The organism is Marinilabilia rubra, assembly GCF_003121985.1.
Lineage (GTDB): Bacteria > Bacteroidota > Bacteroidia > Bacteroidales > Marinilabiliaceae > Marinilabilia > Marinilabilia rubra.
In genome coordinates, this window is record NZ_QEWP01000002.1 from 366,539 (window position 1) to 379,219 (window position 12,681).

The 12,681-nt window shown below is 39.5% G+C and carries 12 protein-coding genes; 8 read left to right on the forward strand and 4 right to left on the reverse strand.

Translation table 11 applies throughout. From position 1 onward, the window contains the following. The first annotated feature begins 3 nt into the window (after positions 1–3). The 5 genes from DDZ16_RS04285 (at position 4) to DDZ16_RS04305 (ending at position 5,005) form a co-directional block, all read left to right on the forward strand. Positions 4–921 carry a universal stress protein gene (locus DDZ16_RS04285; RefSeq protein ID WP_109263190.1) on the forward strand — a complete coding sequence of 306 codons (918 nt, stop codon included), beginning with the start codon at positions 4–6 and terminating at the stop codon, positions 919–921. 66 nt (positions 922–987) lie between these two features. Then, positions 988–1,875 carry a glycine betaine ABC transporter substrate-binding protein gene (locus DDZ16_RS04290; RefSeq protein WP_109263191.1) on the forward strand — a complete coding sequence of 296 codons (888 nt, stop codon included), beginning with the start codon at positions 988–990 and terminating at the stop codon, positions 1,873–1,875. A 55-nt stretch (positions 1,876–1,930) separates the two neighbouring features. Beyond that, complete coding sequence (locus DDZ16_RS04295) at positions 1,931–2,755, forward strand: aldo/keto reductase (protein WP_109263192.1); 825 nt, start codon at positions 1,931–1,933, stop codon at positions 2,753–2,755. A gap of 400 nt (positions 2,756–3,155) precedes the next feature. Further along, positions 3,156–3,389 (forward strand): DUF3820 family protein, encoded by a 234-nt coding sequence (locus DDZ16_RS04300; RefSeq protein ID WP_109263193.1) that lies wholly within the window; start codon positions 3,156–3,158, stop codon positions 3,387–3,389. 308 nt (positions 3,390–3,697) lie between these two features. After that, the gene (locus DDZ16_RS04305) at positions 3,698–5,005 is read left to right on the forward strand and encodes a carboxypeptidase-like regulatory domain-containing protein (protein ID WP_109263194.1); all 1,308 of its coding nucleotides are present in this window, start codon (positions 3,698–3,700) and stop codon (positions 5,003–5,005) included. 113 nt (positions 5,006–5,118) lie between these two features. Here DDZ16_RS04305 and DDZ16_RS04310 read toward each other — a convergent pair whose 3' ends face one another. Continuing rightward, a complete protein-coding gene (locus tag DDZ16_RS04310; protein WP_146192194.1) occupies positions 5,119–5,397 on the reverse strand; it encodes a hypothetical protein in 279 nt (92 codons plus the stop codon). 24 nt (positions 5,398–5,421) lie between these two features. Beyond that, entirely contained in the window at positions 5,422–5,895 is a 474-nt protein-coding gene (locus DDZ16_RS04315; RefSeq protein ID WP_109263275.1) for a hypothetical protein, read from the reverse strand. A 711-nt stretch (positions 5,896–6,606) separates the two neighbouring features. Here DDZ16_RS04315 and DDZ16_RS04320 point away from each other — a divergent pair. The 3 genes from DDZ16_RS04320 to DDZ16_RS04330 all read left to right on the forward strand — a co-directional run bounded on the left by DDZ16_RS04320 (position 6,607) and on the right by DDZ16_RS04330 (position 9,009). Continuing rightward, complete coding sequence (locus DDZ16_RS04320) at positions 6,607–7,266, forward strand: TorF family putative porin (RefSeq protein ID WP_109263196.1); 660 nt, start codon at positions 6,607–6,609, stop codon at positions 7,264–7,266. Positions 7,267–7,354: 88 nt separating this feature from the next. After that, positions 7,355–7,711 (forward strand): P-II family nitrogen regulator, encoded by a 357-nt coding sequence (locus DDZ16_RS04325; RefSeq protein WP_109263197.1) that lies wholly within the window; start codon positions 7,355–7,357, stop codon positions 7,709–7,711. A gap of 26 nt (positions 7,712–7,737) precedes the next feature. Continuing rightward, positions 7,738–9,009, forward strand: a complete 1,272-nt coding sequence (locus tag DDZ16_RS04330) for an ammonium transporter (protein ID WP_109263198.1) — start codon at positions 7,738–7,740, stop codon at positions 9,007–9,009. Between the two features lie 706 nt (positions 9,010–9,715). Here the strand turns inward: DDZ16_RS04330 and dnaN are convergent. After that, positions 9,716–10,843, reverse strand: coding sequence for a DNA polymerase III subunit beta (gene dnaN, locus DDZ16_RS04335; RefSeq protein WP_109263199.1), 1,128 nt, complete (start codon positions 10,841–10,843; stop codon positions 9,716–9,718). A gap of 111 nt (positions 10,844–10,954) precedes the next feature. Then, positions 10,955–12,658: a gliding motility-associated ABC transporter substrate-binding protein GldG gene (gldG, locus tag DDZ16_RS04340; RefSeq protein ID WP_109263200.1), complete on the reverse strand. Its 1,704-nt coding sequence runs from the start codon at positions 12,656–12,658 to the stop codon at positions 10,955–10,957. Positions 12,659–12,681 lie beyond the last annotated feature (23 nt).

Sequence of the window (12,681 nt, forward strand, 5' to 3'; positions counted from 1 at the left end):
AACATGAAAAGCCGATTCAATAATATACTTGTCTGTTTGGATTTATCCGAAATGGATGATTTCCTAATCCGCTACGCTAATTTCATTGTGGATACCTTTTCTCCCTCCGAAGTCACTTTTATGCATGTCATGCATCCAATGGACATTCCGGATGAAGTCAGGGCATCCTTCCCGGGTTTCAATGAACCTGTTGATCAAATCATAAGAGAAGAACTGGAGGAAAAAGTCAATAACTCTTTTTCTGCTAAAGTCAACTTTTCCATTGTTGTAAAACAAGGCCTAACCACCGAGACCATTGTCCATTATTCCAAAAACCAAAAAATAGACCTTACCCTCATGGGGAAAAAGATCGGTTATACAGGTGAAGGCGGGATTACCCGCAAGGTGACCAGCCTAACACCATCTTCGGTGTTACTTATAACGGAAACAGCCCCCTATTCCATTGGCCATATCTGGGTAAGAATGGATTTCTCCAAAATTTCGGTTGAAGCTCTTAAAATGGCCCGGGTCATCCAATCACATACCGGGGCCAAAGTTACTTGTCACAATGTTTTCAAGCTACCATTGAGTTACTTCCCTCAACAAACCGAAAAGCAGGAAAAGAAATTGATTGAACAAATGACCCGGCACGGGAAGAAGGAATATCAAAAGGTACTCAAAAAGCTGAATGTTTCTGAGGAACAATTCCCCTGCAAGTACAGTCTGGCCAAAGAAAACAACGAGGCCCAGGTACTTTACCATGCAGCTATTGAGAATCAGGCCGATTTAATTCTGGTAGGTTCCAAAATGAAATCCGGCCTCACCCACGTCATTTTGGACAACACCTCCGAAAAGCTTGCCGGAGGAGGCAAAACACTGCCGGTATTAATCGTAAAAGACAAGAAACTTTCAACGGGTATTCTTGAAAATATTTTTGATTAAAGCATATTGCGAAAAACACGGTTTCGATCATATTAATCCCTATGTGGAACACAAAATATTAAAACCATGAAATCAAATAACCCCATAGTACTATTAATGATACCAGCCATTTTGATGGCATTTATTAATGCCTGCAATTTCTCTCAATCGACGGATGAGGAAGAAAAGAGAGTGGTTAAGTTAAATTACACCGACTGGACAGAGAGTGTTGCCATCACCATGCTGGCAAGTGCGGTGCTTCAAGAAAAGATGGGTTACAAAGTGGAATTAAAACTCACCGATGTAGAATCCGTTTACAATGAATTAGCAAACCGTCAGGCCGATTTTTTTGCCGATGCCTGGCTTCCGTACACACACGAGAAGTATTTTAAAAAACATCAAGGCTCGATTGACAGCATCAGCACTATTTTCCGTAATCCTCAAACGGGAATGGTGGTGCCAGAGTACAGCTCCCTTAAAAGCATTTCCGATCTTAAAGGCACCAATCTTAACATTATTGGCATTGATAAGGGAGCAGGAATAATGACCAGTACAAGGGAAGCCATTGCCCATTACGGACTTTCAAACAAACTAATTTCAGGATCAGACGATCAGATGACTTTTCAGATGGTAGACAGCATCCGCAGAAGAAAAGAAGTTGTTGTAACAGGCTGGGAACCACACTGGATTTTCAGCAGGCACGAAGTTCGTTTCCTTGAGGATCCGGATCAGATTTTCCCAAAAGGTGAACACATTTATGCCGTTGGCAATAAAGCCAGTATAAAAGAACACCCGCATGCAACTGAGCTATTTCGCCGTATGCAACTGACCGATCAGCAGTTTAATTCCCTTATTGATCAGGTAAAAATGGCCACTGATCCTCTTAATGGCATTCATCAGTGGATGGAGAAGAATCAATACATCGTAAACAAATGGGTTAAGGACTTACAACCGGAAAGGCTTAAGGTGATGTAGTTCTAACCATGCATCCGGAAACAAATCAAACTATTATTTTTTACCTAGAAATAACATGAAGATTAACAACTTAAAAGGAACAGTAGAACTTTCAAATGGCGTTCAGATGCCATATTTGGGACTGGGTGTATTCCAAACGCCAAATGACCAGATAGAAGAGGCCGTTCATGCCGCTCTTGACTATGGATACAGGCACATTGACACCGCCGCTTTTTACAGGAACGAAGACGGTTTGGGTAAAGCCATTCACTCCCATTCTCTTCCGAGAAAGAAAATTTTCATCACCACCAAAGTCTGGAATTCTGATCAGGGTTACGACTCCACCATCGATGCTTTTAATGCATCTTTGGAGAAACTGCGGACAGATTACCTTGATCTTTATCTGGTACATTGGCCGGTAAAAGGGAAGTATCAAGAAACATGGAAGGCCCTGGAAGACCTGTATGAAGAAGGAAGAATCAGGGCCATTGGCGTCAGTAATTTTATGCAGCACCATCTTGAAGATCTTATGGAGTCGGCCAAAGTGCCCCCCATGATAAATCAGGTGGAATTCCACCCCCATTTGAGGCAGCAGGACCTGGTTGATTTTTGCAAAAAGAACAAGATCCAGTATGAAGCATGGAGTCCTTTGATGCAGGGTAAAGTATTTGAAATAGATCTATTTCGTGAACTATCTGAAAAATACAAAAAATCCATTGCCCAAATTGTCATCCGATGGGATCTTCAAAAAGGGGTAGTCACTATTCCAAAGAGTGTTCACAAAGAGAGAATTGAGGCCAATGCCAATATATTTGACTTTGAAATTTCTGATGAAGACATGGCGCGCATTGACCAATTGGACTGTGATGGGCGTATCGGACCTCACCCCAATGATTTTTAAAACCATTTGGCTCGAATTAAATATTTATTTTTGCCCGGTATTTTTTACAATAGATCGTTAGACTTTTAGATATAAGATTTAAGATAAATCATATAACGCTGATAATATGGGCTTTAAGACGAAAACCCATTCCCTCGCAGGAGCTTGATCTTTAGATTTTTATAAAAGTTTAACGGAGTATTGTCTTAGAAACTGTTTAAATTTTGTTTTTGGAAGATGTTTTTGAAGAATTGAATTCTTAGACAAATCAAAATTGACATGAATAGCAACGCTATTTAAGGAAATTTTGACGAAGTATAAGAGCTCAAGGCCAGAAAACATCCACAAGGATAAAACTTAAACAGTTTCTTAATATTACCGGGTATTTTTTTAACCTGATTTTTCACAAACTATCTAACGAATGTCTGATAATCCCTTTTTCAATTCCGCCATACTTACTGAGTTGGTTACAACCCGAATGCCATATGGCCGATATAAAGGATTAAAAATCTGCGACATCCCCGAGCCCTACCTGGTATGGATGTCACAAAAGGGATTCCCCAAAGGCAAATTAGGAATGCTCCTGGGAACCATGTATGAAATAAAACTGAATGGGCTGGAGTATTTGCTTAAACCTTTGAAAAGAAATTACTAGTGTGACAATTACTAAATTCATTCACTAATTTCAGGCGCTTTTTTCCTTTCTGCTTCGTTGGGGCTTTTAACCATAGCTAAGGCTATGCTTAGCAAACCCCGCCTTGCATAAAAAAAAAAATCACATAAAATTCAAGTAACCCAATTTAATAAATATCACACTAGAAAAATATTTCAACTTCAATAAGGGTATTTTTCTCATTTGGTGTCTTTATTATGAAAGGATGAAAAAAACGAAATTCATTCGCTGTCAACATCGATTTGAATAGCATCCTTCTTAAGTTTTTTTGAACAACAAAAAAAGATGCCATGAAAACCAATAAATTAAACCTCCGGACAATGGTTCTTAGCATGGTTGCCATTTTTGCCATGCTAACGACCGCCTCACCTGCTTTTGCCATTTCGCCAGAAGAAGAAGAGCAGCAGATTGACACTTTAAATTATGTATTACTGCGTGGTTCTGTTGAAGACCAGGACAATGGAGACCCTCTCGCATTTGCCACCGTTGCCATCGAAGGCAGCAACATAGCCACCGTGAGCAATTCAAAAGGAAACTTTTCTTTAAAAGTTCCAAAGGACATGACCAATGAGAAAATTCGAATTTCCTTTATTGGATATGAGAAACAATACGTTCCGGTATCAGCTTTCAGGAATGGACGTCATACTGTGGAATTAAAGATGATTACAGTACCATTGGTTGAAGTATCGGTATTTCCTTCAGATCCTAACTTGCTTATCAGGGCAGTTCTCAACAGAAGGGATGAGAATTATCTGACTGAACCTACCAAAATGACAGCTTTTTATCGTGAAACAATCAAAAAAGGCTGGTCTTATGTATCACTTTCTGAAGCAGTTGTTGAAGTTTACAAACACTCCTACGAAAACCCAAGGGAAGACCGTGTTAAGCTTGAGATTGGCCGGAAAAGTACGGATTATGACAAACTGGATACTTTGGCCTTCAAACTGCAAGGTGGACCTTATACCGCTACTATGCTGGACATAATGAAGGATCCTTATTTACTTTTCGATCATGAAATGATTGATTATTACAATTTTAAAATCAGCAACATCACCCGCATTGAAGACCGCACGATCTACATACTAAGTTTTGAACAGAAGCCAAATGTGAGAATTCCTTTATTCTATGGAAAATTGTACATTGACACCCAAAACCTGGCGGTTACAAGGGCTATATTCAACATGAATACCGAAGACAGAGACGAGGTAGCCAGAATGTTTATTCGCAAAAAACCATTTGGAGCCAGGGTTTTCCCCACCGAAGCTTCTTATATTGTCAATTACCGACAAAATGAAGACGGTAAATGGTACTTTGGTTACAGCCGTGGCCAAGCCTCTTTCAGGGTAAAATGGAGAAGAAAACTCTTTAACACCAATTACCACACAACTCTTGAAATGGCAGTAACAGATTGGGACGTAACTGAAGACAAGCCTTTCAGAGGCTCTGACAGACTAAAAATAAACGCCATCATGGAAGATGAAGTTTCAGGTTTTTCAGATCCCGACTTCTGGGGTGATTACAACGTAATTGAACCCGAGCAGCCCATTGAATCCATTATAAAAAAGATTAACAGAACGCTTTCTAAGGTTGAAGATTAAACAAAACGTCAATGTTAACTAATAAAAAAAAAGCCGGTCAGAGAATTCTCCGACTGGCTTTTTTATGCTTAAATAACATTCAAATTAGCCTGATTAATAAATCATTAATCAGTTTAAATATCATCATCCTCTAAATATCTATCTAAACTTATTTCCTGATCTCTCCCGACAGGTTCATTTAAAACCTTTTCCAGATCTGCACCTTCCAAATCATTTTGATCCCACTCAAAGTCGTTTTCTTCAATGAAATCCTCTTTTTGCAAATCAATGTCTTCAAAGCCTAAAGCTACCGGATCAACTTTTAATATATTCTTTCCCATAACTGCTAAAAAAAAATCCAACAACGTGTCAAAAATAAATAAAGGCATTCTAACACGATAATTTTTAGTCAAAAAAATTTGAAGGTTTAGCAACAGTTATTCTTCAGGCCAGATGAATTCTTCTTCATCCTCGTCCCAATAAGGTCCCCATTGAATTTCGGAAAGCACACCATTGTCAAACCACAGATTGAGACTAACATCCAGAAGGGTTGCTATTTGCTGGCTGTTTTCTTCATCATCAGATACTTCTTCAATAGAGACATCTCCCAGCCCCATTATTTCCAACTGATCCATCACCTCTTGCTGACTCAGTCCAATCAAATCAATTCCCTCAAAGGAGTATTCATTTGAACTTACAGCAAGCGAGGTCAGTCTCCAATCTTCCAACTTATCGAATGAAGCTGACAATTCAACTTCATCGTAATGCCAGGCTTCAGATAAATCCTCTGGCATTTCTTCATTTTCCATTGTTTCCACTTCATCCGGGTCACCCATTATTTTTTTAAATTCATCACGGGTCATACCAAAAATTAAGCTATCGAGACCTTTACCAAGTTCTATTTTTTTCATGTTCATTCTTTTTAAAATAGGATTGTTCACATAATCAAATGTAAGGAATAAAAGCAATTGACCATTCAATTAATGATTTTTTTTCCTTTCATTGTTTGATTGTAATATAATAATAAAATTTTGCCGGGCGTTTTATGAGTTACCATTCGTGCATCTCTTTTTCTTTTGCTTCACAATTGGTTAGCTATTTTATACTTCTTTCCAGGTAAGCAAACCACACGCAAAGCCTCCCTATTTGGTATTATCCACAAATCCAATTTAGGGATTCACTCACAATAATTAACTGGACAATTGAATTCTGCTAATTGGTTGTGCAGACTCATGGCTTATCCGGATATTGCCTCTACCTCCGTATACCTCCTTTAACAGATCAATCAGCCCCACCCCTTTGTCAACGAAAGCGATCTATACCAAAATCACATTCTATCTAAAGCCCCCCCTACAACATACCCTTTATTCAAAAATAAAACAAAAAAACAGAATCTAACCTCCAAAAAAGAGGGGTCAATTCATAAAAAATGCAAAAATTTTAATTTTACCCCCATTAGAATTAGGGTGTAACTTCAAAAGTACATATATTTGCATCGAAGACATACGAAAAAATGGGGGTCAAAACCAAAACAAACCAAATATCAAACCAACTACCCCCTTTTTGAAGGGTCTAATTTTAAACTATTTTTTTATTAACCATTTTTTTAAAAGCTAACCGCTATGAGAAACTTTGGAAAACTATTTTTGGTAATGACCCTGATGGGTCTGTTTACAAGCAGCTTTAAATCGTCTGCACAGGTAGATGTAAGTGTAGGTGCAGATTTCATGAGCCGCTATGTATGGAGGGGTACTGACTTTGGAGGTTCCCCAAGTATTCAACCTTACCTTGAAATGAGTGCCGGAGATTTTGTTCTTGGTGCATGGGGTGCTTACACTACCAATATGCCGGGAGCTCAGGAAGCCGACCTTTACGCCGGATATTCCTTTGGTGAAGTTTTCGGATTAACCCTTACTGACTACTATTTCCCCATGGATGACATGTCAGATGATTACTTCGATTTTGACGCTAACCATTCAATGGAGATCAGTGGTACATTGACTTTAGACAAATTCAGCCTGTTGGCAGGAAAATTCTTCGCCGGAGCTGATGACAAGTCACTTTACGTTGAAGCAGGTTATGACTTTGGTCTTGTAAATGCCTTTATTGGCGCAGGAGACGAAGTTTATACTACTGATGGTGACTTTGGAGTAGTGAATGTTGGTGTAAGTGCATCCAAAGAAATTAAAATCACGGACTACTTCTCACTTCCTCTTTCAGGTTCTGTTATCCTCAACCCGGAAAGCGAAAGCCTCTTCATGGTTGTAGGAGTATCATTCTAAACCTTTAAGACATATTATTAATACCGGAGTTCAGGTACACAACCTGGCTCCTGTATTTCCAAAAGTCAACAACCTAAAAATAAGACAGATGAAAAAAGTTGAAGCCATTATACGTAAAACAAAATTCGATGAAGTAAAAGAGGCTTTAAAAGAAGCTGGAATCGAATTTATTACCTTCTGGAATGTACGCGGCGTGGGAAAAGATTCTCAAAAAAGAGTTTATCGCGGTGTAATGTACGACACCAGCACCATCGAAAGAGTTATGATAAACTTTATTTGTCGGGAACAATACCTTGAGCCGGCGATTAAAGCCCTCCTCAGTTCAGCCAAAACGGGAGAAATTGGCGATGGTAAAATATTCGTTTCAGAAATCTCTGATGGATTCCGCATACGCACAGGTGAACATGGAGATGTGTCGGTATTTTTGGAAGAAAACAACGTATAGAGTCAAACTCAACTAATAATTAAATTATGGAAGAAACAGTTGCAAAAGTTCCGGAAGTTGCAGAAGCTGCAATAGGACTAGATATATCAATAAACACAATATGGTTATTACTGGCTACCGTGCTGGTAATGTTCATGCAGCCTGGCTTTGCCATGGTTGAATCAGGGTTTACACGAGCCAAAAATACCGCCAATATTCTAATGAAAAACCTTATGGATTTTTCATCAGGATCGTTCTTTTACTGGTTAATTGGCTACTCTATTATGTATGGCACAGGTAATGCATTCATTGGAGACTTCAGCCTTTTTGCATTTAGCCCGGAAACCGACAGTTACGCAGCAGGGTATTCAGATTATGCCGATTTAATGTTTCAAACGGTATTTGCAGCGACAGCTGCCACCATCGTTTCAGGGGCTATGGCTGAACGAACCAAATTTAGTGCCTACCTGATATTTACAATTGTTATTACACTCATCATTTATCCTGTCTCCGGTCACTGGACATGGGGTGGCGGATGGCTAAGTGAGCTAGGATTCATCGACTTTGCCGGTTCCACTATTGTGCATTCAGTTGGAGCATGGGTAGGACTTGCCGGAGCAATAATTATTGGTCCACGTATTGGTAAATATGACAAAGATGGCAAAGCTAAAGCAATTCCCGGCCACAACATCGGTTTTGGAGCATTGGGGGTTTTCATCTTGTGGTTCGGATGGTTTGGTTTTAATGCCGGATCTGAACTGGCTGCAACCGGAGAAAGTACAAGTGCCATTGCAAGAATTGCTTTAACAACCAATCTATCGGCAGCAGCAGGTGCAATCATGGCAATGTTTGTCTCATGGATCCGCTACAAACGCCCTACCTTGTCGCTTTCATTAAACGGAGCTTTGGCAGGTCTGGTGGCCATAACTGCAGGTACTGCAGCAGTATCACCACTAGGTGCGTTAGTCATTGGTGCAATAGCAGGGGTTGTTTTGGTCTTTTCTGTTGAATTCATTGACCAGAAACTTAAAGTTGATGACCCAGTGGGAGCTATTTCAGTACATGGTGTTTGCGGTGCATTGGGAACTTTACTCGTTGGAGTATTTGCTATAGATGGCGGATTACTTTATGGCGGAGGTTTAGGTCTTTTGGGAATCCAGGCCATAGGAGTATTGGCAATTGCCGCCTGGTCATTTATCGCAGGTCTTATTTTATTCGCCATTATTAAGGCAACCAATGGCTTAAGAGTGGAGAAAAAGATAGAAGAAGAAGGATTGGATGTTTATGAGCATGGAGAATCAGCCTACGATACCTTTTAATTAAGCACAAAAGTTCACCTGCATATTTAATTGTGCAGGTGACCATATTTATTCAAAAAACTTCTCACTTAATAACCGTAAAAAAACAAGACAGCCCTGAAGGAGATAAAATTAAAAAAATGCCATAACGATGGCTATCTGGTTCAATTTATCCAGTTCTATTAATTGTCCTGTTTTTAAAGCCTGCTTTTGCAGGCTTTTTTAGTTATACCCCATTAATTAATTATCAGGTCTTCACGGCATAAAAACGAACCCCAAATAGTGTCCGAAATTTTTGACAGGAATCAAAAAGTCCGGAAAATATCATTTTCATGCGGGACATTTAGACTAATCTTGTTTATTCCACTTAAGGGGCAGGACAAAAAGCCTGCCTGATCGATAGATTCATAGCTCTTAGTAATCAACAGACAGGACTCTGAGAGCGGAAGTCAGAAGGATGGGTGAAGGGAATGTTTGCCCGACAATCAAACAACTGATAATTCTGAGTTAAAAAAATGAAATACAAAAATCACAAATCCTGAGTTAGATGAAAGATAAATCATTTAGTATTGGAAACAAACCTTTTACTACAACAAACACTGCCGGAACAAACATCTAAATTTGAAAGTCTTGCAAAAACTCAATGAAGTATTGTCATTAATTATAAACAAAAAAAGCGACTGTATCAACAGACGCTCTTTTTCAATATATTTTAATTATTCTTTTCTTAAGCATTAATCATCATCGGCATCAATAACATCAATTCATCTTCATTCTCTGATTTATCGTGTGGAACAAATATTCCCGCTCTTGCCGGATCTGATAACTCTACTACAATATCTGAAGAGGAAATATTATCAAGGATATCTGCCAGAAAACCAGACTTGAATCCAATCTCCATTTCATCGCCATCATACTGACAACTGAGTTTTTCATGGGCAGAAATAGAAAAGTCAATATCCTGAGCAGAGACAACCATTTCATTGTTTGAAAGGTGCAATTTAACCAGGTTACTGGCCTGACTGGCAAACAATGAAACACGCCCGAGAGTGTTGAACAAATCAACACGGTCTACAATCACTTTATTAGGATTGTCTTGAGGAATAACTGCATTATAACTTGGGTAATTACCTTCTACCAGACGACAGACTAGCTGGTAATTCTGCATTGTGAAATAAGCATTCTGATCATCAAATGAAACGGCTACTTCACCATCTTCCTTAGGCAAAACATTTTTCAGAAGACTTGCAGGTTTTTTGGGAAGGATAAACGAAGCTTCATAGTCTGTTTTCACATCCAGGCGCTGATAGCGAACCAATTTATGTGAATCAGAAGCCACAAACGTCATATTATCCGGGGTAAATTCAAAAAGAATTCCGTTCATAACAGGACGAAGCTCATCTTCAGCTGTGGCAAACAAAGTTTTCACAATGCCTGTAAGCAATGTGTCGGCAGACAACTGAACATTACTGGCTTTATCTTCATCAATTTGAGGCAATGCCGGAAAATCCTCACCGTTTTGACCAACAACACTAAACTTACCCTTTTCCGTCACAATATCCACAGCCAAAGTCTCTTCATCGATCTCAAAATTCAGGGGCTGCTCCGGAAATTTCTTCAAAGTCTCCAATAATATTCTTGAAGGCATCGCTATCACTCCCTCTCCCTCGGTTGTTTCAAGATCAAGAGTAGTGATCATAGTCACTTCTGTATCTGAAGCAGTTATGGTAAGCTTTTGCCCTTCAAGACTGAACAAAAAATTATCTAGAATGGGCATGGGGCTTTTTGAAGCAATGGCCCGGCTAATGGCCTGTAAATGGGACAAAAGCCCTGAACTGGAGACAACAAACTTCATTGTTTTCTATTTTTTATAGTTTTTACCAAATATAATTAATTAGTCGGAAAATGAGTGCCGAATATACGAAAATTTGAAGCTTTAAAAAAGCATTCGGACAGTTCAAAAAATTCATATTTTACCAAAACGTCTTCTTCTCAGAAACGGTACAGTGATCCCAATAAGAAGAACTATCAGTAATGGAATTCCAAGATTTAAAGCTTTCCACTTCCCGCTCTCATTGGCTACTTTGTCCCTGTCAAGCATTCGTAGCTGGTAGTTTCTGGTTCTTAAATCCATCCAGCCCTCATCATCTGTAAGGTAATTGATGGCATTCAAAATAAAGTCTTTATTTCCATAGATCTGATTAGTTGCTTCATCAAATCCAAGAGGGATGATGCGCGGGTTTCCTGTTTCACTTCTTCGTACACCATTTCTTATAATATCACCATCTCCAACAACAATCATTCTGGTGGGAACGCTTTCATTTCGCCTTTTATCTATCGAAAAACTAACTTCGGGCGGCACAGGTCGGTTCTTAAAGACGGAGGGAAAAACCCCCTCCGAAGCATAGGCGACAGATATATAAGATTCCGGGAAATTTTCGCGCCTGGGTTGCTCCTGCACATGTGCCAGAGAAATAAAAACAGGACTATGCATCTCCCGGGAATGTCTGCTGGTACGTAAAAGAGGCGTAACCGTTGTTTGAAGATCAGCCCCTACCGTATCTACGCTACTGACGAACTCTCCTTTAACCATATTAACATTACGTGTAACAGGATGTTGACTATTGGTATTTAACAATGGGTTAAAAATCCAGGGCATGGGAACAAATCTTGAAGACTCCCCGGGAGGAGCCACATTTACAGGAATAACTCCGGCCTGAACATCCTGAACAAGTGTAGGATTTATACGAAATCCGTACCGGAACAACTGATCATTTAAGTTTATTTCCATTGGCAAGCCTACAGTCTGCATCGTATTTCGCAAACTATCGAGTGAAGCCTTGATAGCTTCAACCATCCACAATACGCGACCTCCATTCATAATATACTGATCAATGGAAAATTTTTCCGGTTCTGTAAATTCTTCCTGAGGACTCGCAATTATTAATGCTTCGTATGGTTGAAGCATCTCAGGGTTATTGCCCGGATTGCCTCTGTCAACCTGGTAGTAGCGTGAGAGGGCATCTGTTATGTCAATAACTTCCAGCTCATCCAACTCTCCATGTCCTTCCAAAAAGGCGATTTTTCTTTTTTCTTTCATTAACAAGCGACGCAAGGCATCTGAGAACTTATATTCCAGTCCCTCAATCGAAGCATTCAGGTTTTCAGCACCCGAACGTCCTGGCATATTTTCCAAAAGATTCACAGCAAGCTTCTTATCGCCACTTTGAAACAATATAAAGGGATAAACCAGTGTCCTTTTGCGTGACCCGTCTTCATTAACCTCAAAGACCGGGACCGGCTCGAGACCTAATTCCTGAAGATGTTTTTTTGCTCTTTTGGCATCATTGCTGTTTTCCGCGAGATCATAATACTGATAGTCAAGCTTATTTCCCGCATACACCTGAAATTCATTCAGTTTTTCTTCAACAGATCGGGACAATCGCTCAAACCCTACATTCAAATCACCTTCCAGATAAACTTTTGCTATGACCGGTTTATCCATACCGGAAAGAAAATCTTTGGTGATTTCTGCCAGCGTGAAGCGCTTTTCAGCAGTAAGATCAAGTCTGAAAACCCATGATGAGACCATGTAATTAGCCACAAAAACGGCAATCAGCAAAGCAAGAAAACGAAAAACATCTTTATTTCTTTTATGCTTGGGAGTCATAATATTATATTGAATTTTCCTAT